Below are 25,407 nucleotides of genomic sequence, written 5' to 3'. Positions count from 1 at the left end.
TTTGACCGCATCCCTTCATCCGTAAGGAATCCCGCATGTTCGACTCCGTACGCGACGATCTGCGCACCACCCTCGACGAGATCCGCGCCGCCGGGCTGCACAAGCCCGAGCGCGTGATCGGCACCCCGCAGTCCGCGACCGTGGCCGTCACCTCCGGCGGCCGGGCCGGCGAGGTCCTCAACTTCTGCGCCAACAACTACCTCGGCCTCGCCGACCACCCCGAGGTCGTCGCCGCCGCCCACGAGGCGCTGGACCGCTGGGGCTACGGGCTCGCCTCGGTCCGCTTCATCTGCGGCACCCAGGAGGTCCACAAGGAGCTGGAGCAGCGGCTCTCGGCCTTCCTCGGCCAGGAGGACACGATCCTCTACTCCTCCTGCTTCGACGCCAACGGCGGAGTCTTCGAGACGCTGCTCGGCCCCGAGGACGCGGTCATCTCCGACGCCCTCAACCACGCCTCCATCATCGACGGCATCCGCCTCTCCAAGGCGAAGCGCCACCGCTACGCCAACCGCGACATGGCCGACCTGGAGACGCAGCTCAAGGAGGCGTCCGGGGCCCGCCGCCGCCTCATCGTCACCGACGGCGTCTTCTCCATGGACGGCTACGTCGCCCCGCTCCAGGAGATCTGCGACCTGGCCGACCGCTACGACGCCATGGTCATGGTCGACGACTCGCACGCCGTCGGCTTCGTCGGCCCCGGCGGACGCGGCACACCCGAACTGCACGGCGTCATGGACCGGGTCGACATCATCACCGGCACCCTCGGCAAGGCGCTCGGCGGAGCCTCCGGCGGTTACGTCGCGGCCCGCGCGGAGATCGTCGCCCTGCTGCGCCAGCGCTCGCGCCCGTACCTCTTCTCCAACTCCCTCGCCCCGGTCATCGCCGCCGCGTCCCTCAAGGTCATCGACCTGCTGGAGTCCGCCGGAGACCTGCGCGAGCAGCTGGGCGCCAACACCGCGCTCTTCCGCACCCGGATGACCGAGGAGGGCTTCGACATCCTGCCCGGCGACCACGCCATCGCCCCCGTCATGATCGGCGACGCGGGCAAGGCCGGCCGGATGGCGGAACTGCTCCTGGAGCGCGGGGTGTACGTGATCGGCTTCTCCTACCCGGTCGTCCCGCAGGACGCGGCCCGTATCCGGGTCCAGCTCTCCGCCGCGCACTCCACGGCCGACGTGAACCGCGCCGTGGACGCCTTCGTCGACGCGCGGGCGGCGCTGGAGGCGTAACCCCTGCCACCAGGTCGGGGCCTCGGCCGCGACCTGGGACAATGGGGACATGATCGATGTGCGGCGGCTGCGAATCCTCCGTGCGGTGGCCGACCACCGCACCGTGACCGCGGCCGCCGCCGCGTTGTACCTGACGCCCTCCGCCGTCTCCCAGCAGCTCGCCGCCCTGGAGCAGGAGACCGGCCACCGCCTCGTCGAACGCGGTGCGCGCGGCGCCCGGCTCACCGCCGCCGGAGAGATCCTGCTGAACCACTCCAATGTGGTCCTCGCCCAGCTGGAGCGGGCCGAGGCGGAGCTCGCCGACTACAGCGCGGGCATCGCCGGTACGGTCACGGTCGCCGCGTTCGCCACCGGCATCGGCCTCGTCCTCGCCCCCGCCCTCACCGAGCTGGCCCGCACCGCGCCCGGCATCCGGGTCAAGGTCCAGGACGCGGAGGGCGACGCGAGCGTGCCGATGGTGCTGGACCGGCAGGTCGATGTGGCGGTGGCCGTCGAATACCGGGGCGCGCCCGCCGAGGACGACCGCCGCCTGACCCGCGTCCCGCTCTACTCGGAGCCGTTCGACGCGGTGCTTCCGGTGGACCACCGCCTCGCGGACCAGGACCAGGTGGCGGTCGCGGACCTCGCCAAGGACCCGTGGATCGGGCCGTACCCGGGCAACCCCTGCCATGACGTGGTGGTCCTGGCCTGCGAGTTCGCCGGGTTCGCCCCCCGCCTCGAACACTCGTCGGACGACTTCCGGGCCGTGGTCGCCCTGGCCGGGGCGGACGCCGGGGTGGCCCTGGTGCCCCGGTCCGCGCTGCGCGGGATGGAGCTGACCGGGGTGGTCGTCCGCCCGGTCGAGGGCAGCGCCCCCACCCGCCGGGTCTTCGCGGCCGTACGCCAGGGGGCCGAGGGCCATCCGCTGATCCGGCCGGTGCTGGACGCGATGGAGGCGGTGGCCGTACGGGAAGCGGGCCTGGCTCGGACCTGACCTCGCCGCCCCCTTGCTCGGACGGTCCGGGTGCCCCGGACCACCCGAACCGCTGCCCGACCGTCCGGACGGGGCGGTACAGGCGCTCCGGGCGCTCCGGGTGGTCCGGGCGGTCCGGGCAGGGCGGGCGGTCCGGGGCCGGGCCGGCCGGTCGGCCCGATTTGCTCCGTACGCCCCTCCGCCGCTCACCCCGCCCGGCGTCCCAGGACGAAGCGTCCGCCGGCCGCGCCCGGGGCCAGCGTTCCGGCCGCCGCGGCGAGCGACACCGCCCCCGCGATCACCCCGTAGTGCACCGGCGGGAGATACGGGGCCGTGCCCGCCACCGAGACGGCGAACGCGGTCAGCGGGACCGCGGCCACCGCCGTGCCGATCACCAGCCCGGCGACCGTCACCATGCCGGTCTCCAGCACCAGCATCCGCCGCAGCTGCCGACGGCCCGTGCCCACCATCCGCAGCAGCCGGAACTCGCCCCGGCGGCCGATCGTGATCAGCGCCAGGGTGCTCACCACGGCCAGCAGCGCGAAGCCGCCGATCACCCCGACGCCGATGACGATCACGGCGTTGTCCCCGTCCGGGACCGGCGGGCTGATCCGCACGTCGTCGGCCGTGGCCGCCCGCACCGCCACCCCGCCGCCGTACGGAGCCAGCGCCTCCCGCACGGCGGCCGCCGGGTCCGCACCGGACGCGGCCCCGGTCCGGATCAGTACGACCTCGTCCCGCGCGGCCGGGACATGGCCCGCCAGCGCCTCGCGCGGGAAGAGGAACTCGCCCAGGCCCAGCGCGTGTTCGTACACCGCGACGACCCGGGGCTTCACCCGCGTACCGTCGCCGAGCCGCAGCGCCACCCGGTCCCCGGGGCCGACGTCCAGGCTCTTCGCCCGGTCCGCCCCGACCGCGACGGCATCCCGCCCCGTGAGCCGGTCCAGGTCGCCCGCCGTGACGCGGGGGTCGAGCGTGCCGGACAGGCCGCGCGCCTCCACGCCCAGCACGGGCAGCCGGGTCAGCACCGGCTCGCCCGCCTGCCGTTCGGCCAGGACGACCGCCGAACGCAGCACCCCGGTCGCCGCCGTGACCCCCGGCGCCTCCCGGACCGTCCGAGCCGTGCCGGCGGGCAGTCCCGCCCCGCCGCCCGTCGCCACCAGGTCCGCCCGCAGCGCGGCGGACGCCTGCCGGTCGGCGGCCCGCTCCATCGTCGGACCGGAGGCGAGCTGCACGCAGACGAACGCGACCGCCAGCACGATCGGGGTGAACGCGGTGGCGAGCCGCCGGGTGTGCGCCGAGGCCGCCCGCTCGGCCAGGAAGCCCGAGACCCCGCCCGCCCGGCGCATCGGACGGCCCAGCACGCCCAGGGCGATCCGGGCGATCCGGGGCCCCAGCAGGGCGACCGCGATCACCAGGGACATCGCCGCGCCCGAGGCGGCGGCGCCCGTCGCCTGACCGCTCTGCGTCGTCGCCACGCCCGCCGAGCTGATGCCGGCGAAGGCCAGCACCACCCCCGAGACCATACGGAACCTTCCGATCTCGCTCGGCTCGTCCGCCGTCACCGCACCCAGCGCCGCAGCGGGCCGCAGCCGGGTGATGGACCGGGCGGCGAGCATCGCGACCGGCCGCGCGAGCAGCGCGACCAGCAGCCCGCCGGCCAGCGCCGCCGCGGGCGGCAGCCACCACGGCACCGGCAGCGGGAGCGCCTCGGTGGTCAGCAGGGAACGCATCGCGAGACCCAGGGGCACGGCCCCGATGCCGCCCAGCAGCGCCGCCGCCACGGACACCCGGCCCGCCTCCCGGCCGATCGCGGACCGGAGCTGCCGGGGCGAGGCCCCCACCGCCCGCAGCAGTGCCAGCTCCCCGGAGCGCTGACGGATCGCCTGGGACAGCGTCGAGGCGATCACGAGGAGCGCCACCATCAGCACGGTGCCGCCGATCGAACCGAGCAGGGTCAGCTGGTCGTCGCGTCCGCCGAGCGCGTCCACCCGCTCGGCCTCCCCGCGCTCCGCACCCGTCAGCACCCGCACACCCCGGTCGGACCCGGCGATGCCCGAACGCTCGGGCAGGACCGCGCCGATCGCGTCGCGCAGCGCGTCCCGCGAGACGCCCGCCTCCGCGACCACACCGATCGCGTCGATCCGGCCCGGGTGTCCGGCCAGGGCGGTCAGCCGGGGCTCGGTGAAGAACACGGCCGGGGGGCCGTCGCTCCCGTGCCGGGTGCGGGCGATCCCGCTGACCGTGTACGTCCGGGCCCTCCCGTCGGCCCGCAGCACGATCCGCTCGCCCGGGGCGGAGCCGCCGGTAGCGAGCGCGCCGTCCAGGACGACCTCGGTCGCGTCCCTCGGGGCCCGTCCTTCGGCCAGTTCGTATTGGGTGAGCACGGCGGACGGCCAGGAACGGCCCACCGCCGGCCGTCCCTCGCCGGTGGACAGCGGCACGGAGTCGTCCACGACGGCCTTCGCCACCCCGTCGGCCCCCGCCACCGCGGCCAGCACCGACCGGTCCAGGCGGGCCCGCTCGGGGAGGTACGCCGTCGTGGTCTGCGGTTCACCGCCCCAGGGCGTCGCGGTGTGGGACACCCTCTGGTCCGCCGCCACCACCGCGTCGGCGCCCGCGTACCGCTGCACCGGCGGCGCGGCCACCAGCAGCGAGCCGACGACGAACGCGAACGCGCCGATCAGCGCGGCGGCGGCGCCCGTCGCCACGATCACCGCCGCCCAGGCCCGCCGGTGCGTGGTCAGGGACCGGCGGGCGAGGAACGCCGACGCCCGCCGCGACCCCTGCCGCACCCCCAGCGCCTCCCGGGCAGCCGTGCCCGTACGCCCCTGCCGTACGCCCGACGCCTCCCGGGCAGCCGTGCCCGTACGCCCCTTCTCCAGCCTCTTCATCGCAGCCGACCGCCGTCCATCGTCAGCACGGTGTCCGCCCAGCTCGCCGCCACCGGGTCGTGGGTGACCATCACGACCGTGCGGCCCTCGATCCGTACCGCGTCCCGCAGCAGGGCCAGCACCAGCGCCGCGGACTCCGGGTCGAGAGAGGCGGTCGGCTCGTCCGCGAAGATCACCTCGGGCTCCGTCACCAGCGCGCGGGCCACCGCGACCCGCTGCTGCTGGCCGCCCGACAGCGTCGGGGGCCCGTCGCCGCCGCGCCCCGCGAGACCCACCCGGGCCAGCAACTCCCGCCCCCGCGCCAGCACGTCGCGGCCGGCCGGATCGGCGCCGCCCAGCACCAGCGGCAGCACCACGTTCTCCTCGATGGACAGCGACGGCACCAGGTTGAGCGCGTGCGACTGGAAGACGAACCCGATCCGGTCCCGGCGCAGCCGGGTCAGCGCCGCCTCCGAGAGCGACCCGAGATCCGTGCCCGCGATCCTGACGGTCCCCGAGGTCGGCCGGTCCAGGCCCGCCGCGACCTGGAGGAAGGTGCTCTTGCCCGAACCCGAAGGACCGACCACCGCGGTGAAGCTGCCGGCCGGGACCCTACAGCTGACCGCGTCGAGCGCCGTCGTCCTCCGGCTGCTCCCGCGCCGCCCGTAGCTCCGGCTCACCCCCTCCAGACCGAGCGCGGTCGCCTGCTCCACCATCGTCGTACCCACTGTTCGCCTCCACCGTCCCCGTACCGTTTGACCTGCTAGAACGCTATGAGCAGGGACGCGGCAGGGCGAGGGTGCGCACTACCGGACCGGGGGTGCAGCCAGCTCCACCCCCGGCCGGGGGACCGCCCCCCTCCGGCGGCGGGCCAGCCCCCGTACCGTGGGCTGCCATGAGCAGCTCCCCACCCGGTCCCCTCACGGTCGCCGTCCGGCGTTCCTGGGACGCCTCGCGCTACCTCTTCGTCGGGATCGGGGTCGCGATGCTGACCTACCTCGGCGCGTTCCTGGTGGTGGCGGCCCTCCTGTTCGCCGTGGCGGTCATCGGGCTGCCCGCGTTGCCGGAGGCCGCCACGCTGCTGCGCCGGGCCGCCTCGGCGGAGAGCCGCAGGGCGGCTGCCCGGCTCGGGCCGGGACACCGCCCCGCGTCGTATCCGCCGCTGGGCGGGGGCGAGTTGTCCGAACGGGTCCGGCGGACGCTCACCGACCGGACCACCTGGCGGATCGCGCTCTGGCTGCCCCTCCAGACGATCTTCGGCATGGGCCTCGGCTACCTCACGATGATCCTGTGGCCCGTCGCCCTGCTGGTCGACGGGATCGCCCTGTCCGTGGTGGGCCCGGTGGACCGGCGGCGGGCCGACGAGTACGGCACCGAGCCGCCCGAGCGGCCGGGCTGGGCACTGCGCTGGCATCCGGTGCTGGCCGACCTCTCGGCGGGCTGGACCCTGGCCCTGCTCGCCCCGCCGCCCGCCGCCGAACTCACCGAGCGGATCGCCCACCTCACCGAGAGCCGGGCCGGCGCGGTCGCCGCGCACGGGGCCGAACTGCGGCGCATCGAACGGGACCTGCACGACGGCGCCCAGGCCAGGATCGTCGCCCTGTCGATGCGGATCGGGCTCGCCAGACAGCTCCTGGACCGCGATCCGGCCGCCGCACGGGCCCGTCTGGACGAGGCGCAGGACGGGGCCGACGCAGCCCTCGCCGAGCTGCGGCACGTGGTGCGCGGCATCCACCCCCCGGTGCTCACCGACCGCGGACTGGCCGGTGCGGTACGGGCGTTGGCCGCCGATGTCGCCGTACCCGTCACGGCGGAACTGGACGCGGTGGAGGACGGACGGCGGCTGCCCGCCGCGATCGAGGCCGCCGCCTACTTCGTGGTGGCCGAGGCGCTCACCAACATCAGCAAGCACAGCGGCGCCACCGGCGCCCGGGTCCGCATCGACCGGCCCCCCGGCCTGCTGCGGGTGACCATCGGCGACGATGGCCACGGCGGCGCGGACGAACGCGCCGGCAGCGGGCTGGTGGGCATCCGGCGGCGGGTCGCCGCACTGGACGGCGTCACCCGTGTCAGCAGCCCCGCCGGGGGGCCGACGGACATCGAAGTGGAGCTGCCGTGCGGATCGTGATCGCCGAGGACAACGCCCTCCTGCGCGAGGGCCTCGTCCTCCTGCTCACCAGCTCCGGGCACGAGGTGGTGGCCGACGCGGCGGCCGGCCCGGAGATCCTGCCCGCGCTGCTCGAACACCGCCCGGACGTCGCCGTCCTGGACGTACGGCTGCCGCCCACCTTCCGCGACGAGGGCCTGCGGGCCGCGCTCGCCGCCCGCGCCGAACTGCCGGACCTGCCGATCCTGGTCCTCTCGCAGTACGTCGAGGAGACGTACGCCGCCGAGCTGCTCGCCCGGGGCGCCCGGGGCATCGGCTATCTGCTCAAGGACCGGGTGGGCCGGGTCGAGCAGTTCCTTCAGGCGCTGGACCGGGTGGCGGCGGGCGGCACCGCGCTCGACCCGGAAGTCGTCACCCAGCTCCTCACCCGCAGGTCGACTGCGGGCCCGCTCCAGAGCCTCACCGCCCGCGAGCGCGAGGTCCTGGAACACATGGCGCAGGGCAAGGCCAACGCGACCATCGCCGCCGAACTCACCGTCTCCGAAAGGGCGGTGAGCAAACACATCGGCTCGATCTTCGCCAAGCTCGGCCTGGAACCGGACGACGGCACCGTCCACCGCCGCGTCCTCGCGGTGCTGGCCTACCTGGAGGGCCGGGGCGGGTACTGAACGGGCCGGGGCGGATACCGGGAGCCGGGGCCGGGAGCGACGGGATCAGGCGGCCGGCTGCAGCAGGTCCCAGCGGTTGCCGTACAGGTCCTCGAAGACCGCGACCGAGCCGTACGGCTCGTGCCGGGGCTCCTCCAGGAACCGCACCCCGGCCGCGCGCATCCGCCGGTGGTCGGCCGCGAAGTCCTCGGTGTGCAGGAAGAAGCCGACCCGGCCGCCCGTCTGCGCCCCGACGGCCGCGGCCTGCGCCCCGTCCTTCGCGCGGGCCAGCAGCAACCCCGTGCCGGGAGCCGCGCCGCGCGGGCGCACCACCACCCAGCGGGTGCCGTCGCCCCGGTCGGTGTCCTCCACCAGCTCGAAGCCGAGCGCGTCGCGGTAGAACGCGAGCGCCTCGTCGTAGTCGCGGACGACCAGGGTGACCAGGGCGATGCGGGACATGGCGGGATCCTTCCACGGGGTGCTTCCACGGGTGCCTGCGCGGGTGCTTCCGCCCCTGCTTGCACGGGTGACCACAGCAGGGGCGGTTATACGTAACACTAGCGCCAGGGCCCTCCGCCGCCGCACCATGCCTCGCATGGACATCGTGGACGGTACGAGCACCGGCGGCCGGGCCGCGCTGACCGACCGGGCCCGCGCGCTCGCGGACGCCGGAGGACGACGCCTCCTCGGGATCGTGGGCCCGCCCGGGGCCGGGAAGTCCACTCTGGCGGACCGGCTGGTCGTGGCCCTGGACGGTCGCGCCGCCCTCGTCCCGATGGACGGCTTCCATCTCGCCGCCGCCGAGCTGGACCGGCTGGGCCGCGCCGACCGCAAGGGCGCCCCCGACACCTTCGACGCGGCCGGGTACGCGGCCCTGCTGCGGCGGCTGCGCGACCCGGACCCGGCGCACACGGTCTACGCGCCGGCCTTCGACCGGTCCCTGGAGGAGCCGGTCGCCGGTTCGCTGCCCGTACCGCCGGACGTCCCGCTCGTCGTCACCGAGGGCAACTACCTGCTGCTCGACGGGCCCTGGGCGCCGGTGCGCGGGCTGCTGGACGAGGTGTGGTTCCTGGACCTCGCCCCGGACGTCCGGGTGCGCCGGCTCGTCGACCGCCATGTGCGCCACGGCAGGCCCCGGCCCGACGCCGAGGAGTGGGTGGCCCGTTCCGACGAGGCGAACGCCCGGCTGGTGGAGCGGGGCCGGGGCCGGGCCGACCTGATCGTGCGCCTCTGACCCGCCGGGCGCCCCGACGCCCGTCGCGCGACGAAAGGTGCCGGACGCGCGACGAAGGTGCCGGACGCGCGACGAAAACGCCCGACACTCTTTGATCAAGCCGGTCGCGTGCACCTCGCCGGGCAGGCAGGATGCTGTGTGCCGTGTCGCACCGCCAGGAGGCCTGATGCCCAGCCCGAGCCCGTCCGCCCAGCAGTCCGCTCCGCACTCCGCCCAGCAGTCCGTCCCGCCGCCCTTCACCGCCGACGACTACCGGGCCCGGATGGCGCGGGCCGCCGAGTCCGCCGCCGAGGCCGGGCTCGCCGGGGTGATCGTCGCGCCGGGCCCCGACCTCGTCCACCTCACCGGCTACCGCCCCGTGAGCACCGAACGCCTCACGCTCCTCGTGCTGCGGGCCGGCCAGGACCCGGTGCTGGTGGTCCCGACCCTGGAGGCCCCCGACGCGGCCGCCGCCACCGGGGCGCCCGCCATCACCCTGCGGGACTGGACCGACGGCAAGGACCCGTACGCGGTGACCGCCCCGCTGCTGGCCGCCGATGGCCGCTTCGGTGTCAGCGACAACGCCTGGGCGATGCATCTGCTCGGCCTCCAGCGGGAGTTGCCCGGCACCTCCTACACCGCGCTGACCGAGGCGCTCCCGATGCTCCGCGCGGTGAAGGACGCGGCCGAGCTGGAGCGGCTCACCGCCGCCGGGGCCGCCGCCGACGCCACCTACGAGGAGATCCTCAAGGTGCGCTTCTCCGGCCGCCGGGAGGTCGACGTGGCGACCGATCTCGCCGCCCTGCTCCGGGAGTTCGGGCACTCCCAGGTGGACTTCACCGTCGTCGGCTCCGGCCCCAACGGAGCCAACCCGCACCACGAGGCCGGGACACGCACCATCGAACGCGGCGACATGGTCGTCCTCGACTTCGGCGGCCTGAAGCACGGCTACGGCTCCGACACCTCCCGTACGGTCCACGTCGGCGAGCCCACCGCCGAGGAGCAGCGGGTCCACGACATCGTCCGCGAGGCCCAGCAGGCGGGCTGCGCCGCCGTCCGGCCCGGCGTCGCCTGCCAGGAGGTCGACCGGGCCGCCCGCGCGGTGATCACCGAGTTCGGCTACGGCGACCGGTTCATCCACCGCACCGGCCACGGCATCGGCGTCACCACCCACGAGCCGCCCTACATGATCGAGGGCGAGGAGCAGCCGCTGGTGCCCGGCATGTGCTTCTCCGTGGAGCCGGGCATCTATCTCCCGGGCCGGTTCGGCGTCCGGATCGAGGACATCGTGGCCGTCACCGAGGACGGCGGCCGGCGGCTCAACACCACCGCCCGCGAACTGGCCGTCGTGGAGTAGCACGCCCCGGCCCCGGGTCCGGCGCGCGGCTCAGTCGCCGGACCCGGCCCCCGGGTCCGGCGCGGCTCAGTCGTCGCAGAGCACCACGCACGACTCCGGGGGCAGGTGCAGCACCCCGTCCGCCCCCGGCGCCGCCACCGGCTCCCAGGCCGCCAGCACCCGGCCGCCCGCCCGCCGGTGGCGGCCGGAGCCCAGCGGGACGGCGGCCGGTCCGTCCGCCAGGTTCACCGCGATCCGCAGATCGCCCCTTCGGTACGCCAGCCAGCGCGCGTCCTCGTCGAACGCGGTCTTCACCGAGGCCAGGTCGGGATCGTGCAGATCGGGCAGCGTACGCCGCAGCGCGATCAGTTCGCGGTACCAGGCGAGCAGCCGTGCGTGCGGTTCGCGCTCCGGCTCGGTCCAGTCGAGGCACGAGCGGTCCCGGGTCGCGGGGTCCTGCGGGTCGGGGATCTCCTCCTCCGCCCAGCCGTGCGCCCCGAACTCCCGCCGCCTGCCGTTGCGTACGGCCTCCGCCAGCTCCGGGTCCGTGTGGTCGGTGAAGAACTGCCAGGGTGTGCGCGCACCCCACTCCTCGCCCATGAACAGCATCGGCGTGAAGGGTCCGGTCAGCACGAGTGCCGCCGCGCATGCCTGGAGGCCGGGGGAGAGCGAGGCGGTGAGCCGGTCGCCGAGCGCCCGGTTGCCGATCTGGTCATGGGTCTGCGCGTACCCGACGAAGCGGTGCGCCGGGGCGCGGCTCACGTCGACCGGGCGGCCGTGGGTGCGGCCCCGGAAGCTGGAGTAGGTCCCGTTGTGGAAGAACGCCGAGGTCACCGTCTTGGCCAGGGCGGCGAGCGGGGCACGGGCGAAGTCCGCGTAGTAGCCCTGGGACTCGCCGGTGAGGGCGGTGTGCAGCGCGTGGTGGAAGTCGTCGTTCCACTGGGCGTGCAGCCCGAGGCCGCCCGCCGTACGCGGGGTCGTGGTGCGCGGGTCGCAGAGGTCGGACTCGGCGATGAGGCCGAGCGGCCTGCCCAGCTCCAGGGCGAGCGCGTCGACCGCCGTGGACAGCTCCTCCAGGAAGGTGAGCGCCCGGGTGTCGGCGAGCGCGTGCACGGCGTCGAGCCGCAGCCCGTCGAGCCGGTAGTCCCGCAGCCAGGCCAGCGCGCTGCCCAGCAGGAACGCCCGCACCTCGTCCGAGCCCGGCGCGTCCAGATTGACCGCCGCGCCCCACGGGGTGTGGTGGGTGTCGGTGAAGTACGGGCCGAAGGCGGGCAGATGGTTGCCGGACGGGCCCAGGTGGTTGTGGACGACGTCCAGGACCACCCCGAGCCCCAGCCCGTGCGCCGCGTCGACAAAGCGCTTCAGCCCCTCCGGACCGCCGTACGGCTCGTGCACCGCCCACAGCGAGACGCCCTCGTACCCCCACCCGTTGGTGCCCGGGAACGGGCAGACCGGCATCAGCGACACATGGGTGACGCCCAGCTCCGCCAGATGGCCCAGCCGCGCCGCCGCCGCGTCGAACGTGCCCTCCGGCGTGTACGTCCCCACGTGCAGCTCGTACAGCACCGCGCGGCTCAGCCGCCGCCCCGCCCACCCGTGGCGCCAGGCGTACGCCTCCTGGTCGACGACCGCGCTCGGCCCGTCGGGCCCGTCCGGCTGACGCCGTGACCGGGGGTCGGGCAGCAGCGGCCCGTCGTCCACCCGGAACCCGTACCGGACCCCGTCGAAGGCCTCCGCCTCGGCCGTCCACCACCCCTCGCGCCCCGTATCGCGCTCCATCGGGGAGCGGACGTCCGCCGCCTCCAGCACGACCGAGTCCGCCTCGGGGGCCCACACCTCGAACTGCATCCACCACTCCTCGTCCCTGGGCGGGGCGCGCGGCCGCCCGCGGGCGGGCTCCACGCTCCTCGCGACAGGCTCTGTTGCCGCCCGCCACCGGCGATTAAGGTCTGGTCCTGATCATTGCCCGGCGGGGTTCCCGCTCATACGGATCTGGCTCACCCGTACAGGTTTTGCTGACACGTACCGCTTCTGCTCATACGTACGGCTGCTGGAGGCCGCGATGACCCTGCCGATGTTCCCGCCCGGCTTCCTCTGGGGAGCCTCCGCCTCCGCTTTCCAGACCGAGGGGGCGGTGGACGCGGACGGCAAGGGCCCCTCCGGCTGGGACGCCTTCGCCGCCCTGCCGGGCCGGATCAAGGACGGCGCCGACACCACCAGGGGCACCGGCTTCCACGCCCGCTATCGCGAGGACGTCGCGCTGCTGGCCGGGCTCGGCGCCGACGCCTTCCGGTTCTCCGTCAGCTGGCCCCGCGTGGTGCCCGGTGGCAGCGGAGCCGTCAACGCCGACGGGCTCGACTTCTACGACCGGCTCGTCGACGAGCTCTGCGCCCACGGCATCACCCCCGCCCCGACCCTCTACCACTGGGACACCCCGCTCCCGCTGGAGGAGGCGGGCGGCTGGCTCGACCGGGACACCGCCTACCGCTTCGCCGAGTACGCGGGCATCGTCGCCGAGCGTCTCGCCGACCGCGTCCCCATGTGGATCACGGTCAACGAGCCCGCCGAGGTCACCCTGCTCGGCTACGCGCTGGGCGAGCACGCCCCCGGCCGCACCCTGCTCTTCGACGCCCTGCCCGCCGCCCACCACCAGCTGCTCGCCCACGGCCTCGCCGTCCGGGCGCTGCGCGCGGCGGGCGCGGACAACATCGGCGTCGCCCTCTCGCACGCCCCGGTCTGGACGGCCGGGGACACCGGTGAGGACCGCTTCGGCGCGGAGCTGTACGACACGCTCACCAACTGGCTCTTCGCCGACCCGGTCCTCACCGGCCGCTACCCGGACGAGAACCTCGCCGCCCTGATGCCGGGACCGGTCGCCGACGACCTGAAGGTCATCTCCGCCCCGCTCGACTGGTACGGCGTCAACTACTACAACCCGATCCTTGTCGGAGCGCCCCGCCCGGAGGCCCTGGACACCTTCTCCGGCTTCAGAATGCCGGCCGAACTCCCCTTCGGGATAAGGGAGATCGAGGGGTACGAGAAGACCGGATTCGGCTGGCCCGTGGTCCCCGAAGGACTGACCGAGATCGTCACGTCCCTGCACACCCGCTACGGCGACCGCCTCCCACCGCTGTACATCACCGAGAACGGCTGCGCCCTGGAGGAACCGCACGCGGACGACCGCCGCATCGCCTATCTGGAGAGTCATCTCGGGGCGCTGCGCGCGGCGATGGACGCCGGGGTGGACGTACGCGGCTACTTCACCTGGTCGCTCACCGACAACATCGAGTGGACGGAGGGCGCCTCGCAGCGGTTCGGCCTGGTCCACATCGACTACGAGACGCTGACCCGTACGCCGAAGGCCTCGTACGTCTGGTACCGCGACCTGATCCGCGCGCAGAAGCGGCAGAAGCGGCAGAAGCGGCAGAAGGGGAACGAAGCGGCCGAGGGGACTTACGCAGCGCCGCCCCCATGATCAATACTCCCGCCATGGTCGCTTCATGGTGGTCCCGGGCCCGGCTGGGGATCTTCGTTCACTGGACGCCCGCCTCCGTCCCCGGCTGGGCCCCGCCCCGCGTTCCCGCCGCCGAACTCCCGGCGGCCGGCCGGCGTGCGCCGCTGGGCTGGACCTCGTACGCGGAGTGGTACGAGAACGCGCTCCGCTTCCCCGGCTCCCCGGTCGCCGCCCACCACCGCGCCACCTACGGCGCCCGCCCCTACACGGACTTCGGCCACGACTTCGAGGACGGGCTCGCCACCTGGGACCCGGCCGCCTGGGCCCGCGGCTTCCGTGAGGCGGGCGCCGGATACGCGGTCCTGGTCACCAAGCACCACGACGGGTTCTGCCTCTGGCCCTCCGAGACCGGGAACCCGCACCGCACCGGCTGGCACACCACCCGGGACGTGGTCGGCGAGTTCGCCGAAGCCGTACGGGCCGAGGGCCTGCGCTTCGGCGTCTACTACTCCGGCGGGCTCGACTGGACCTTCGACGACCGGCCCATCGGCACCGCCGCCGACCTGTTCTCCGCCGTCCCGCGCGGCCGCTACCCCGCCTACGCCGACGCGCAGCTGCGGGAGCTGATCCGCCGCTACCGTCCCGACGTCCTCTGGAACGACATCGCCTGGCCCGCCCCCGCGGCCGAGGTCCGCGCACTGGTCGACTTCTACCGCTTCACCGTGCCGCAGGGTGTCGTCAACGACCGCCTGCTGCCCTACGCACCGCACTGGCGGGGCCTGCGCCTTCCGGGCGCGAAGGCGCTGTACAACCGGTGGGACCGCCGGACGGTGGCGCGGGGCGAGGGCTTCGTCCCGCGCACACCGCCCGTCTTCGACTTCCGCACCCCGGAGTACACCCGCTACGACGGCTCGGACCCGTACGAGATCACCCGGGGCGTCGACCACAGCTTCGGCTACAACCGGGCCTCGGGGACGGACGCCTTCATCGGCCGCGAGGCCCTCGTCTCACTGGTCCGCGACACGGCGGCCGACGGCGGCAGAGTGCTGCTCAACGTGGGGCCGCGCGGCGAGGACGCGACGATCCCCGCCGAGCAGCGACTCCGCCTGGAGTGGCTGGCCGAGGAGGCCGGGGCCCTCACACCAGATGGACCCATTCCTGGGTGATCGGGTACCCGGCGCGGGCGAACGCGGCGGCCATCGGCACGTTGCCCCGGTCCGTCGCACCCGCGACGAACTCGGCGCCCTGCTCGACGAGGAAGCGCGTGCACTCCACCAGCAGGTCGTAGCCGTAGCCGTGCCCCCGCGCCTCGGGCACGACCCCGATGAAGCCGACGCAGGGACCCGACGGGTTGTGCGCGGGCACCTGGATGCCCGCCACCTCGCCGTCCGGCGTGTACGCGAGCCGCCACCACTCCCGCGGCGAGGGGCACCAGTGGAAGAAGTCCAACTCCTCCTGGGCCGCCGCCTCCAGACCGCCGGGGCCCTCGATGGCCTTGCGGGCGTGGGCGTCCAGCGTGGCCGAGTGCACGCGGCGCAGCACATCGAGGATGACCGCGTCGTCCGGCTCGGGGCGGAAGGTGAGCCGCCCGGTCCGCTCCGGCAGCGGGCAGTCGGGGGTCCACCGGTAGCGGTAGCGCTCGACCAGCGGCTTCATGCCGGCCGCCGTCGCGGCGGCGACCCGCGTCTCGACGGCGGCCCGCACCGCCGGATCGTCCCGCCACTTGGCGGGCGCGATCAGCTCGTACTCCTTGTCGAACGGGGCGCGGCGCAGGAGTTCGGCGCCCGCCTCCGCCTCCCCGTCCGCGAAGTCGAACCAGTTGAGCACGACGGGCTCGGTGTCGTCGGGGCCGCCCCACCAGGCTGCCCTGGCGATCACGGTGTTGTCGCGCAGGGCGACCCAGGACCAGTCGGGGCGGTACTCGCCGCCGTCCGCCACGGTGGCGTAACGATGGCCGAACGCTCCGCGGCCGACGAGAGCGGCGTCCTGAAAGGAGTGGAAAAGATCGGCGTCGCTCGGGGTGAGCGCGCGAATGACCAGATCGGTCATGGAAGGTGTCCTCCGGGGAAGAAATGCCGCGCTCCCGGTCAGACGGAGTCCGACACCGCCCGGTGGACGGGGCGGGAAAGCGGGGGTGAGAAGCTGCGGATACCGGTGATGCCGGTGGTGTGCTCACGCACGGTCCCACCTCCTTTCACGACCTGGGCCTGATGCCGGTGCCGACCGTAGCCGCTGCCCGCGCCCGCTGTCCACCGGATTCAACGGGACAGCTTCCCGGCCCCTGTTGAACACCCGGCGAGCGGCCCGCGTGGGAGCCGCGCAGGTCAGCGCGGGAGGAAACCCGGCCTCATCTGGACACCCCGGGCCCCTCGGACCGACAATCGTCGGTGTGACGTCCTCCTTCGAGTCCCACACGAGTCCCGCGCGGCTGTCGGACGCCCAGCGCGACCGTGTCCTCGGCGTGCTCAGAGACGGTGCGGCACAGGGCAAGCTGTCGCACGACACCTTCATGCGCCGCATGGAGCTCGCCCTCGTCGCCCGGCGCCCCGAGGAACTGGCGGCCCTCACCTCCGACCTGGACAGCGGCAGCAGCTGGTCCCAGGGACTGGTCCGCGCGGTGGGCGGGATCTCCGCCTTCCCCGGGCGGCTGCGCCGCGCCTGGCAGACCGAGCGGCTCCCCAAGCTGATGCTCCCCGCACCCGGCCCGTTCCCGCTGCTCATCGGCCGCGACCCGGCGAACGGACTGCGTCTCAACCACGAGACGGTCTCCCGGCTGCACGCCGAACTCTCCGCGCAGAACGAGCGCTGGGTGCTGCGCGACCTCGGTTCCACCAACGGCACCTGCGTCAACGGCCAGCGGCTCGTCGGCTCGATCCCGGTGCGGGACGGGGACCAGGTGAGCTTCGGCCGGATGAGCTTCCGCCTCACCGCTCCGGCGCTCCGCCCGCCCGAGCTGCCGCCGCACCCGCCCCGGCCGTCCGCGGCCCGTCCGCCCGAGCTGCCCCCGCCCGCGCCCGAACTGCCCCCGCCCGGCCCCGGCCTTCCGCCGCCCGGTCCCGGCCTTCCGCCCGCCTGATACCTCCGGTCAGTGCTGCTGGTGCAGTCCGCGCCCGGCCAGCGTGAGGAACGCCTCGCCGACCGCCTCTGCTAGCGTCGGATGCGGGTGGATGTGGTGGGCGACATCGGCGGGCTCCGCGTCCCAGCCGACCACGAGCTGGCTCTCCGCGATCATCTCCGAGACGTGCGGGCCGACCAGATGCACGCCCAGGACCCGGCCCGCCCGCTCCGCCACCACCTTCACCAGCCCGCCCCTGCCGTGCACCATGCCCTTGGCGACGGCGGTCAACGGCAGGGTGTTCACCACCACGTCGTGCCCCGCGTCCCGGGCCTGCGCCTCGGTCAGCCCCACCGCGGCCGTCTGCGGCGAGGAGTAGGTGACCCGGGGGACAGCGGCGTAGTCGACCGGGGAGGTACGCAGCCCGGCCAGCGTCTCCGCGACCAACAGCCCCTCGGCGAACGAGGCGTGGGCCAGGCCCAGGGACGGGGGCGGCAGCAGGTCGCCCACCACGTGGACGCCCGGCACCGCCGTCTCCAGCCGCGACCAGTCGGCGAGCGCCACATGGCCCCGCCCGTCCGTGACGATCCCCGCCGCCGCGAGCCCCAGGCCATCGGTCACCGGCTCCCGGCCGACCGCGACCAGCAGCCGCTCGGCCGCCACCGAGACGCTCTCGCCCCGGGCGGTCCGCACCACGGCCCGCACCCCCTCGTCCACCACCTCCCACTCCAGCAGCAGCGCGCCCGCCTCCACGCGGATGCCCCGCTTCTTCAGCCCCCGCACCAGATGCCGGGACACCTCCGCGTCCTCCAGCGGCACCAGCCGGTCGGCGGCCTCCACCAGCGTGACCTCGGCCCCCATCGACCGGTGGAACGAGGCGTACTCGACGCCGATCGCCCCGCCGCCGACCACCAGCACGGACCCCGGCAGCCCCGGGGCGTACAGCGCGTCGTCGCTCGTCACCACCCGCCGCCCGTCCGCCGCGGGACCCGGCAGCATCCGGGGCCGCGAACCGGTCGCCAGCACCACGCCACGCCGGGCCACGACCTCCCCGTACCCGCTGATCCGGGCCGAGCGCGGGCCCGTCAGCTCGGCGCTGCCACGGACCACCTCCACCCCGGCCCGCGTCAGTTGCCCCTCGACCCCCCGGTGGTTGCGGGTCACGATGTCGTCCCTGGTCGCGACCAGGGAAGGCCAGTCCACCGAGTCGAGCGTGGCCTTCACCCCCCACCGCTCCCGGGCCTCGGCGATGCCGTCGACGAGCTCGGCCGCGTGCAGCATCGCCTTGCTCGGGACGCAGCCCCGGTGCAGACAGGTGCCGCCGACCAGATCCCGTTCGGCGAGCACCACCTTCAGCCCCAGCGCCGCCGCCCGCAACGCGGTGGAGTAGCCTCCCGTGCCGCCGCCGATCACCAGTACGTCCGTGCTGTTCGCCGTGTCCCGCGTGTGTTCTGTACTCGTCCGCGTCATGGCTCCACCCTCCGCCCGCCCGCCGCCATACGTCCAAGGCAGAATGCGTGTGGAGTCGATGCACAACGTTCATGGGACGGCGGTGCGTGAAGCCCTGCGGGAGGTGCGGTGGATGAGTCTGCGTCAGATGGAGTACTTCGTCACGGTGGTCGAGGAGTCCTCCTTCACCCGGGCCGCCGAACGGCTCCACGTCACTCAGCCCGCCCTCTCCCACCAGATCAAGGCGCTGGAACGCGCGGTCGGCGGCGAGCTGCTGGAACGGCTGCCGCGCGGCGTCCTGCTCACCCCGATGGGCCGGGCGTTCCTCCCGCACGCCGAACGCTCCGTCCGCAGCGCCGCCCAGGCCCGCCGCGCCGCCCGCGCGGCCGCCGGGGCGGAAGGCGGCGAACTGCACATCGCCACCGTGCACTCGGTGGCCGTCGGCATCCTCCCCGACGTCTTCGCGCACTGGCGGCGCGCCCACCCGGGCGTCGGCCTGGTCCTCCACGAGTACGCCGGCACCGACGCCCTGGAGGAGCAGGTGGAACGCGGCATCGCCGACCTCGCCCTCGGGCCGGTCCCCGCACGGTGGAGCGGGCCCCTCGTCCCGGTGGGCGAGGAGGAGATCGTGCTCGTCGTCCCGTTCGACGACCCGCTGGCCGGGCGCTCCTCGGTCGGCCTGCACGAGCTCGCCGACCGGGCCTGGGTCCGGTGCGCGATGGAACCGGTGGCCGACGGCCGCCCCTTCCTCGACGGCATCTGCGGCGCGGCGGGCTTCGAGCCCCGTACGGCGGTACGGACCGAGCACACCTCGACCGCGATCCGCATGGCGGCGGCCGGGGTCGGCATCTCCACCGCCCCCGGCCACACCGTGCGCGGCGCTCTCGGCGAGGACTGCGCGGTCCTGAGCGTCGCCCCGCCCTGGCGGCGCACCCTCGCCGTCTTCTCCCGGGTCCCCCTGACCGGAGCGGCGGCGGCCTTCACCGAGCTGCTCGGCACCCTCCCGGACACCGGGTTACGTCCCCCGAACCCCGCCGCACCCTCACCCGAACGGGCGTACGCCGACTGCGGCGCGCCCCCGGCGGTGGTGCCCTGAGAGAACGCGCGCCGACCGTCGGCGCACCGATTCCAGGGGGCGCGGGATGCCGGCCGACCGCCCCGCCGCCCTGCCCGCCGCCCGCCGTCCGCACCGGCTCGCGGGCGGGCAGCCGGGCCTGCTGACGCCCGGGGCCACGACGGATCCGTACCGGCTGCGCCTCTACCGCCTGCTGCGCACCGACTACCCCCTCGGCTACGACCCGGGCCTCGGCGCCTGGCTGCTGAGCCGGTACGCGGATGTCGCCCTGGCCCTCACCGACCCCCGGTTCACCGGCTACCCGCACGACGCGGCCCCGCGCGGCCGGGCCCCCGTCCCGCTCGGCCTCTGCCGCGGCAGCCTGCTCTGCGTCCCGCCGGCCGTGCCGTGCCGCACCGCCGAACCCGCCGTCGAGCGGACCGCCTACGTCCTGGCCCGCCGGATCGCCGGGCGCGACCGGGCGGACCTGGTCGCCGACTTCTGCCGGTGGCTGCCCGCCGGCGCCGCCGCCGCGGCGGCCGGGCTCTCCTACCCGGACCTGAGCGAGCTGCCCCGGGACGCCCTCCACCGGCGGACCGGCGGTGGGGCCGGTGACTGCGCGGGGCCGACCGCGCTCCGCGAGCACGCCCTCGCCTCCTTCCTCGCGAACATGCTGGACGACCCCGACCTCCTGGCCGCCGCGACGACGGCCGGAGCAGGGCCCGGGACGGGTGCCGGGACGCTGCTCGGACGGGCCTGGGCCGAGACGCTGCGCCGTGACCCGCCCGTCCAGATCGTGCTGCGCCGCACCCGTACCGACGTGGCCGTCAGCGGCGGCACGCTCCCCGCCGACGCGCCCGTCGCCTGCCTCATCGGCGCGGCGGGCCGCGACCCGGCCCGGTTCGGCGCGCCCGACCGGTTCGACCCACTGCGCGCCGACGCCGACCCGCTGCTCATCGGCCCGGCCGGCTGCCCCGCCGCCCTCCTCGGCAGGCTGGAGGCCGAACACGGACTGCGCGCCCTGCTGACGGCGATGCCCCGCATCCGCTGGGCCGACGGCTTCCGCCCGGCGGCGGGCGGCCTGCTCACCCGCGGCCCGAGAACCCTGCTCATACACCCGTCGTGAGGGCCGGGGCCGCGCCGGTCCGGCCCTCAGTCCCTCCGTACCCGCCGCAGCAGCGCCACCGGCCGCTCGGCGAACAGCTCGGCCGCCGCCACCGGTCCGCCCGTGAACTCCCGGCCGGGCGAGGCCGACAACAGGTCCTGCCAGGGGCCGTCGTCCGGCAGCTCCAGCACCGTGTCCCGCCAGCCGCCGTCCTCGGCCAGCCGCAGCGACAGCCGGGTCACCGCCGTGACCACCTCGCCCGAGCGGCAGAACGCCGGCAGATGGGAGGCGGCCGGGCCACCGGCCGCCAGCGGCGCGTACGTCCCCGACTCCCCGAACACGTACGGCAGTTCGCGCCGCAGCCTCAGTGCGACCGCCGTCAGCGCCTGCTTCTCGTCCGGTGCCCCGGGCCGCCGGAACGGCCGCCGGTTGTCCGGGTCGACCAGGGCCGGATACTCGCTCTCCGTGCCCTGGTAGAGATCCGGCACCCCCGGCATCGTCAGATGCACCAGCGCCGCCCCCAGCACCTGGGCGCGCACATGCGGGGCGAGCGCGTCCGCGAACCCGGTGACCAGCGTCCGGGCCGCGCCCGACCCGTTGCCCGGACCGGCGGCGACGAAGTCCGACACCGCCCGCTCGTACGCCGGATCCGGCTCCGTCCAGCTGGTGAACAGGCCCGCCTCGCGCACCGCCTTCAGCAGGGCCGGCTCCAGCCGCGCGTGCAGCTCATCGGCCGGCAGCTCCGCGCAGCCGAACGCCGACTGCCAGGCCGACCAGGCCAGTTGCGGATCCGGGGCCGCGACGGCGGTCGCCGCCGTCAGCTCCGTCACCAGCGCCGCCCACCGCTCCGGGCACTGGGACAGCACCGCGATCCGGGCCCGGACGTCCGCGCTGCGCTTGGTGTCGTGCGTGGTCAGAACCGTGCCGGTGGCAGGCCGGTCCCGGGCGATCCGGGCGGCGAAGGCGTGGAACTCCTCCGGCGACACCGCGGGCCGCCCCGGGTCCCCGCCCACCTCGGTGGCCGAGATCAGCGGGACGTACCGGTAGAACGCCGTGTCCTCCACCGACTTGGCGTGCAGCGCCGACGCCGTCTGCGCGAACCGGGCGCAGAACGCCGCCTGTTCCTCCCCGTCGCCGAGCCGCCCGAGCGCCAGATCCCGTACGACGTCGACCGCCGCCGCCTCCTCCGGCACGGAGAACACCGCCTTCGCCTCCCGCACCGCCCCGTCGGTCAGCGTCTCCTGCGCGATCCGGGTCGGCGTACCGCCCGCAGTGACGTACGGGCGGTAGACCGGGACCCGTACCAGCAGCTCCCGTACCGCCGTCCGCAGCGCCCAGGGCGCGTGATCGCGCAGCGCCGGGTCGCGGCCGCAGATCCCGGCCGCCAGCCGGGTCAGCCACGCCGTCTCGGCGGCCAGCTCGTGGGTCACCACCCGGTACGCGGCCCGGCGCACCGTCGCCGTCCAGTCGCCGCCCCGGTCGTCGGCAGGGCCCGCGAACTCCCGGTAGTGGCCGAGCAGCTCCGCCGCGCCGGACGGGTCGGTGAACAGCCCGCCGATCCGGTGCAGCGCGTCGTAACCGGTCGTGCCCGCCACCGCCCACTCCACGGGCAGGTCCTCATCGCCGGTAAGGATCTTCTCCACCACCGTCCAGCGGCCGCCGGTCGCCGCGTTCAGACGCTCCAGGTAGGCGGCGGGGGCGGCCAGCCCGTCCGGGTGGTCGATGCGCAGCCCGTCCAGCACCCCGTCGCTGAGCAGTTCGAGGACCTTGCCGTGGGTGGCGTCGAAGACCTCGGGGTGCTCGACACGGACCCCGATCAGCTCGGAGACCGTGAAGAAGCGGCGGTAGTTCAGCTCGGTGCGGGCCAGCCGCCACCAGCCGAGCCGGTAGTACTGGGCGTCCAGCAGCTCCGGCAGCGGAAGGTCCGCCGTGCCCGCGCGCAGCGGGAACTCCAGGTCGTTGTAGCGCAGCACGTCCCCGTCCGCCTCCAGGGCGTCCAGCTCCCCGCCGAGCGGGCCCGCGAGCACCGGCAGCAGCACCTTGCCGCCGCCCGCCGCCCAGTCGATGTCGAACCAGCGGGCGGACGGGGAGGCCGGGCCCTCGCGCAGTACCTCCCACAGCCGGCGGTTGTGCCGGGGCGTGGCCGCCATGTGGTTGGGCACGATGTCCAGGACCAGGCCGAGCCCGTGCTCCCGGGCCGCCGAGGCGAGCGAACGCAGTCCGTCCTCACCGCCCAGCTCCGCCCGGACCCGGCTGTGGTCGACCACGTCGTAACCGTGCCGGGAGCCGGGGACCGCCTCCAGGACGGGCGACAGATGCAGGTGCGAGACGCCGAGCGCGGCGAGGTACGGCACGGCCTTCTCGGCGGCGGCGAAGGGGAAGTCGGGCTGGAGCTGAAGCCGGTACGTGGCGGAGGGCGTCATGGACTCCTACGTACCCCGCCCGGGGCGGTCTGTGTCACCCCGGGCGGGACGCTCACCCCTGTCGTTCCTCCTCGCCGCCGCTCAGGCCGGGCGCTTCAGCACCGTCAGGCTGCGTCCGATCAGGCTCACCTGTTCGCCCTCGGCCACCTTCGGCCCCGTCCCCGGGGGAATCCCCTCGGGCCGTGCGGTGTCGACGACGACCTGCCACTGCTCCCCGTGGCCGACCGGGACGGCGAACTCAAGCGTCCGGGCGCTCGCGTTGAACATCAGCAGGAACGAATCGTCGAAGATCCGCTCCCCGCGCGGCCCCGGCTCGGAGATCGCATGGCCGTTCAGGAACACGGTCATCGCCTTGGCGTGGGCCGCCTGCCAGTCCTGCTGGGTCATCTCCTCGCCCTCGGGAGTGAACCAGGCGATGTCGGACAGCTCGTCGTGGGTGCCCTCCACCGGCCGCCCGTGGAAGAAGCGGCGGCGCCGGAAGACCGGGTGGTCGCGGCGCAGCCACACCATCGCCCGGGTGAACTCCAGGAGAGCGCGGCGGGGGTCGTCCGCGGGGTCGGCCGGGTCGGGCCAGTGGATCCAGGACAGCTCGTTGTCCTGGCAGTAGGCGTTGTTGTTGCCCTGCTGCGTACGGGCGAACTCGTCGCCGTGGCTGAGCATCGGCACGCCCTGGGAGAGCATCAGCGTGGCGATGAAGTTCCGCGTCTGGCGGGCCCGCAGCTCCAGGACCTCCGGGTCGTCGGTCTCGCCCTCCGCGCCGCAGTTCCAGGACCGGTTGTGGCTCTCGCCGTCCCGGTTGTCCTCCCCGTTGGCGTCGTTGCGCTTGTCGTTGTACGAGACGAGGTCGTGCAGGGTGAAGCCGTCGTGGCAGGTGGTGAAGTTGATCGAGGCGAGCGGCCGGCGGCCGTCGTCCTGGTAGAGGTCGGAGGAGCCGGTGAGCCGCCCGGCGAACTCCGCCAGGGTGCGCGGTTCGCCCCGCCACAGATCGCGGACCGTGTCGCGGTACTTTCCGTTCCACTCGGTCCACAGCGGCGGGAAGTTGCCCACCTGATAGCCGCCCTCGCCCACGTCCCACGGCTCGGCGATCAGCTTCACCTGGCTGACCACCGGGTCCTGCTGCACCAGGTCGAAGAACGAGGAGAGCCGGTCGACCTCGTGGAACTGGCGGGCGAGCGTCGCCGCGAGGTCGAAGCGGAAGCCGTCCACATGCATCTCGGTCACCCAGTACCGCAGCGAGTCCATGATCATCTGGAGGACGTGAGGAGACCGCATGAGCAGGGAGTTCCCGGTACCCGTGGTGTCCATGTAATAGCGCTGATCATCGGTCAGACGGTAGTAGGAGGCGTTGTCGAGGCCCCGGAAGGAGAGCGTCGGACCGAGGTGGTTGCCCTCGGCGGTGTGGTTGTAGACCACGTCGAGGATGACCTCGATGCCCGCCTGGTGCAGCGCCTTCACCGCCTGCTTGAACTCCAGCACCTGCTCGCCGCGCTCGCCCCAGGAGGCGTAGGTGTTGTGCGGGGCGAAGAAACCGATGGTGTTGTAGCCCCAGTAGTTGGTGAGCCCCATGTCCGAAAGGCGGTGGTCCTGCACGAACTGGTGGACGGGCATCAGTTCGATCGCGGTGACGCCCAGTTCGGTCAGATGGGCGATCACCTCCGGATGCGCCAGGCCCGCGTACGTGCCGCGCAGCTCGGGCGGGAGCCCCGGGTGCAGCATCGTCAGGCCCTTCACATGGGCCTCGTAGATCACCGTGCGGTGGTAGTCCGTCCGGGGGCGGCGGTCGTCGCCCCAGTCGAAGTAGGGGTTGACCACCACCGAGCTCATGGTGTGCGGGGCCGAGTCGAGGTCGTTGCGGGCGTCCGGCCTCCCGAAGGGGTAGCCGTACACCGCCTCGCCCCAGTCGATCTTCCCGGCGACCGCACGGGCGTACGGATCCAGCAGCAGCTTCGCGGAGTTGCACCGCTGTCCGCGCTGGGGCTCGTAGGGTCCGTGCACCCTGAAGCCGTACCGCTGACCGGGCATCACCCCGGGCAGATAGGCGTGGCGCACGAAGGCGTCGGTCTCGCGGAGCTCCACCGCCGTCTCTGAACCGTCGTCGTGCAACAGGCACAACTCGATCCGGTGGGCGGCCTCGGAGAAGACCGCGAAGTTGGTGCCGGCGCCGTCGTACGTGGCGCCGAGGGGATAAGCGTGTCCCGGCCAGACCTGCATGATGAAGACTCTTCCACTTCTGATCCGGGTGCGGTGGCTTTCCTCGGCCCGATACTCCCCGAATACTCCCCGAAGACGGGGCGACCGCCTAGGACGTCGCGCGGTGCGGCCGGGTCCCGTCGTCCGGCCCCCGCCACACCGGTCAACTTCGGACACTCCGGTGCCGCCCCGGACGCGCTTACGGGCCGTGTCACCCGGCGGGGGTCCGGATCCCGTCCCGGGGCAGGGGCCCTAATCACTATGAATCCGCTCACTCCACCCGATCTCGCCGCAAGGAACAAGCCTTGGGCGCAGGGGAG

Annotated in this window: 19 protein-coding genes; 11 read left to right on the top strand and 8 right to left on the bottom strand. The window is 74.4% G+C overall.

Annotated elements, in window-relative coordinates; all coding sequences use genetic code 11:
• Window positions 1–35: 35 nt before the first annotated feature.
• Together ACGF2Y_RS07535 and ACGF2Y_RS07530 are read left to right on the top strand one after the other, a co-directional pair.
• Window positions 36–1,229 (top strand): glycine C-acetyltransferase, encoded by a 1,194-nt coding sequence (locus ACGF2Y_RS07535; protein ID WP_392943901.1) that lies wholly within the window; start codon window positions 36–38, stop codon window positions 1,227–1,229.
• 49 nt (window positions 1,230–1,278) lie between these two features.
• The gene (locus ACGF2Y_RS07530) at window positions 1,279–2,202 is read left to right on the top strand and encodes a LysR family transcriptional regulator (RefSeq protein WP_392943899.1); all 924 of its coding nucleotides are present in this window, start codon (window positions 1,279–1,281) and stop codon (window positions 2,200–2,202) included.
• Window positions 2,203–2,387: 185 nt separating this feature from the next.
• On the opposite strand, the gene ACGF2Y_RS07525 is transcribed toward ACGF2Y_RS07530, so the two are convergent.
• Together ACGF2Y_RS07525 and ACGF2Y_RS07520 are read right to left on the bottom strand one after the other, a co-directional pair.
• The gene (locus ACGF2Y_RS07525) at window positions 2,388–5,075 is read right to left on the bottom strand and encodes an FtsX-like permease family protein (RefSeq protein WP_392943897.1); all 2,688 of its coding nucleotides are present in this window, start codon (window positions 5,073–5,075) and stop codon (window positions 2,388–2,390) included.
• Window positions 5,072–5,782, bottom strand: coding sequence for an ABC transporter ATP-binding protein (locus tag ACGF2Y_RS07520; RefSeq protein WP_392943896.1), 711 nt, complete (start codon window positions 5,780–5,782; stop codon window positions 5,072–5,074). Before ACGF2Y_RS07520 ends, ACGF2Y_RS07525 begins: the two co-directional genes overlap by 4 nt.
• Before the next feature lie 167 nt (window positions 5,783–5,949).
• Here ACGF2Y_RS07520 and ACGF2Y_RS07515 point away from each other — a divergent pair, with 167 nt between their 5' ends.
• Window positions 5,950–7,182 carry a histidine kinase gene (locus ACGF2Y_RS07515; protein WP_392943894.1) on the top strand — a complete coding sequence of 411 codons (1,233 nt, stop codon included), beginning with the start codon at window positions 5,950–5,952 and terminating at the stop codon, window positions 7,180–7,182.
• Window positions 7,170–7,829, top strand: a complete 660-nt coding sequence (locus tag ACGF2Y_RS07510) for a LuxR C-terminal-related transcriptional regulator (RefSeq protein WP_392943892.1) — start codon at window positions 7,170–7,172, stop codon at window positions 7,827–7,829. Before ACGF2Y_RS07515 ends, ACGF2Y_RS07510 begins: the two co-directional genes overlap by 13 nt.
• 45 nt (window positions 7,830–7,874) lie before the next feature.
• On the opposite strand, the gene ACGF2Y_RS07505 is transcribed toward ACGF2Y_RS07510, so the two are convergent.
• Complete coding sequence (locus tag ACGF2Y_RS07505) at window positions 7,875–8,267, bottom strand: VOC family protein (RefSeq protein ID WP_392943890.1); 393 nt, start codon at window positions 8,265–8,267, stop codon at window positions 7,875–7,877.
• Window positions 8,268–8,403: 136 nt separating this feature from the next.
• Here ACGF2Y_RS07505 and ACGF2Y_RS07500 point away from each other — a divergent pair, with 136 nt between their 5' ends.
• Both ACGF2Y_RS07500 and ACGF2Y_RS07495 read left to right on the top strand, forming a co-directional pair.
• Window positions 8,404–9,042, top strand: coding sequence for a nucleoside/nucleotide kinase family protein (locus ACGF2Y_RS07500; protein ID WP_392943888.1), 639 nt, complete (start codon window positions 8,404–8,406; stop codon window positions 9,040–9,042).
• A gap of 166 nt (window positions 9,043–9,208) precedes the next feature.
• Window positions 9,209–10,378 carry a M24 family metallopeptidase gene (locus ACGF2Y_RS07495; protein WP_392943886.1) on the top strand — a complete coding sequence of 390 codons (1,170 nt, stop codon included), beginning with the start codon at window positions 9,209–9,211 and terminating at the stop codon, window positions 10,376–10,378.
• A gap of 66 nt (window positions 10,379–10,444) precedes the next feature.
• Here ACGF2Y_RS07495 and treZ read toward each other — a convergent pair whose 3' ends face one another.
• A complete protein-coding gene (gene treZ / locus ACGF2Y_RS07490) occupies window positions 10,445–12,205 on the bottom strand; it encodes a malto-oligosyltrehalose trehalohydrolase (protein WP_392943884.1) in 1,761 nt (586 codons plus the stop codon).
• A gap of 214 nt (window positions 12,206–12,419) precedes the next feature.
• On the opposite strand from treZ, the gene ACGF2Y_RS07485 reads away from it, so the two are divergent.
• Both ACGF2Y_RS07485 and ACGF2Y_RS07480 read left to right on the top strand, forming a co-directional pair.
• Window positions 12,420–13,832 carry a GH1 family beta-glucosidase gene (locus ACGF2Y_RS07485; protein WP_392943882.1) on the top strand — a complete coding sequence of 471 codons (1,413 nt, stop codon included), beginning with the start codon at window positions 12,420–12,422 and terminating at the stop codon, window positions 13,830–13,832.
• A gap of 14 nt (window positions 13,833–13,846) precedes the next feature.
• Complete coding sequence (locus ACGF2Y_RS07480) at window positions 13,847–14,977, top strand: alpha-L-fucosidase (protein ID WP_392943881.1); 1,131 nt, start codon at window positions 13,847–13,849, stop codon at window positions 14,975–14,977.
• Here ACGF2Y_RS07480 and ACGF2Y_RS07475 read toward each other — a convergent pair.
• A complete protein-coding gene (locus tag ACGF2Y_RS07475) occupies window positions 14,949–15,860 on the bottom strand; it encodes a GNAT family N-acetyltransferase (protein ID WP_392943880.1) in 912 nt (303 codons plus the stop codon). The two genes, ACGF2Y_RS07480 and ACGF2Y_RS07475, sit on opposite strands and share 29 nt — an antisense overlap.
• A 340-nt stretch (window positions 15,861–16,200) precedes the next feature.
• Between ACGF2Y_RS07475 and ACGF2Y_RS07470 the strand changes: the two genes are divergently transcribed.
• The gene (locus ACGF2Y_RS07470) at window positions 16,201–16,887 is read left to right on the top strand and encodes a DUF1707 and FHA domain-containing protein (RefSeq protein ID WP_392943878.1); all 687 of its coding nucleotides are present in this window, start codon (window positions 16,201–16,203) and stop codon (window positions 16,885–16,887) included.
• A 9-nt stretch (window positions 16,888–16,896) separates the two neighbouring features.
• On the opposite strand, the gene lpdA is transcribed toward ACGF2Y_RS07470, so the two are convergent.
• Window positions 16,897–18,336 (bottom strand): dihydrolipoyl dehydrogenase, encoded by a 1,440-nt coding sequence (gene lpdA, locus ACGF2Y_RS07465; RefSeq protein WP_392943876.1) that lies wholly within the window; start codon window positions 18,334–18,336, stop codon window positions 16,897–16,899.
• Between the two features lie 112 nt (window positions 18,337–18,448).
• Here lpdA and ACGF2Y_RS07460 point away from each other — a divergent pair, with 112 nt between their 5' ends.
• Together ACGF2Y_RS07460 and ACGF2Y_RS07455 are read left to right on the top strand one after the other, a co-directional pair.
• Complete coding sequence (locus ACGF2Y_RS07460) at window positions 18,449–19,411, top strand: LysR family transcriptional regulator (protein WP_392943874.1); 963 nt, start codon at window positions 18,449–18,451, stop codon at window positions 19,409–19,411.
• Window positions 19,412–19,457: 46 nt separating this feature from the next.
• Window positions 19,458–20,495 carry a cytochrome P450 gene (locus ACGF2Y_RS07455; protein ID WP_392943872.1) on the top strand — a complete coding sequence of 346 codons (1,038 nt, stop codon included), beginning with the start codon at window positions 19,458–19,460 and terminating at the stop codon, window positions 20,493–20,495.
• A gap of 26 nt (window positions 20,496–20,521) precedes the next feature.
• Here ACGF2Y_RS07455 and treY read toward each other — a convergent pair whose 3' ends face one another.
• Both treY and glgX read right to left on the bottom strand, forming a co-directional pair.
• Window positions 20,522–22,897: a malto-oligosyltrehalose synthase gene (gene treY, locus ACGF2Y_RS07450; RefSeq protein WP_392943870.1), complete on the bottom strand. Its 2,376-nt coding sequence runs from the start codon at window positions 22,895–22,897 to the stop codon at window positions 20,522–20,524.
• A gap of 81 nt (window positions 22,898–22,978) precedes the next feature.
• Window positions 22,979–25,108, bottom strand: a complete 2,130-nt coding sequence (glgX, locus tag ACGF2Y_RS07445) for a glycogen debranching protein GlgX (RefSeq protein WP_392943868.1) — start codon at window positions 25,106–25,108, stop codon at window positions 22,979–22,981.
• Between the last annotated feature and the right edge of the window lie 299 nt (window positions 25,109–25,407).

It is taken from the genome of Streptomyces sp. NPDC048142, from assembly GCF_043202835.1.
In the GTDB taxonomy this organism is placed as follows: domain Bacteria; phylum Actinomycetota; class Actinomycetes; order Streptomycetales; family Streptomycetaceae; genus Streptomyces.
This window is presented reverse-complemented; position numbering and strand designations above follow the sequence as displayed.

Bases quoted from the DNA above. Each gene is read 5' to 3' on its own strand.
- ACGF2Y_RS07500 (WP_392943888.1), top strand. From the start codon at position 8,404: ATGGACATCGTGGACGGTACGAGCACCGGCGGCCGGGCCGCGCTGACC.
- ACGF2Y_RS07475 (WP_392943880.1), bottom strand. From the start codon at position 15,860: ATGACCGATCTGGTCATTCGCGCGCTCACCCCGAGCGACGCCGATCTT.
- treY (WP_392943870.1), bottom strand. From the start codon at position 22,897: ATGACGCCCTCCGCCACGTACCGGCTTCAGCTCCAGCCCGACTTCCCC.
- ACGF2Y_RS07485 (WP_392943882.1), top strand. From the start codon at position 12,420: ATGACCCTGCCGATGTTCCCGCCCGGCTTCCTCTGGGGAGCCTCCGCC.
- ACGF2Y_RS07515 (WP_392943894.1), top strand. From the start codon at position 5,950: ATGAGCAGCTCCCCACCCGGTCCCCTCACGGTCGCCGTCCGGCGTTCC.
- ACGF2Y_RS07455 (WP_392943872.1), top strand. From the start codon at position 19,458: ATGCCGGCCGACCGCCCCGCCGCCCTGCCCGCCGCCCGCCGTCCGCAC.
- ACGF2Y_RS07495 (WP_392943886.1), top strand. From the start codon at position 9,209: ATGCCCAGCCCGAGCCCGTCCGCCCAGCAGTCCGCTCCGCACTCCGCC.
- glgX (WP_392943868.1), bottom strand. From the start codon at position 25,108: ATGCAGGTCTGGCCGGGACACGCTTATCCCCTCGGCGCCACGTACGAC.
- ACGF2Y_RS07505 (WP_392943890.1), bottom strand. From the start codon at position 8,267: ATGTCCCGCATCGCCCTGGTCACCCTGGTCGTCCGCGACTACGACGAG.
- ACGF2Y_RS07525 (WP_392943897.1), bottom strand. From the start codon at position 5,075: ATGAAGAGGCTGGAGAAGGGGCGTACGGGCACGGCTGCCCGGGAGGCG.
- treZ (WP_392943884.1), bottom strand. From the start codon at position 12,205: ATGCAGTTCGAGGTGTGGGCCCCCGAGGCGGACTCGGTCGTGCTGGAG.
- ACGF2Y_RS07535 (WP_392943901.1), top strand. From the start codon at position 36: ATGTTCGACTCCGTACGCGACGATCTGCGCACCACCCTCGACGAGATC.
- ACGF2Y_RS07480 (WP_392943881.1), top strand. From the start codon at position 13,847: ATGGTCGCTTCATGGTGGTCCCGGGCCCGGCTGGGGATCTTCGTTCAC.
- lpdA (WP_392943876.1), bottom strand. From the start codon at position 18,336: ATGACGCGGACGAGTACAGAACACACGCGGGACACGGCGAACAGCACG.
- ACGF2Y_RS07530 (WP_392943899.1), top strand. From the start codon at position 1,279: ATGATCGATGTGCGGCGGCTGCGAATCCTCCGTGCGGTGGCCGACCAC.
- ACGF2Y_RS07460 (WP_392943874.1), top strand. From the start codon at position 18,449: ATGAGTCTGCGTCAGATGGAGTACTTCGTCACGGTGGTCGAGGAGTCC.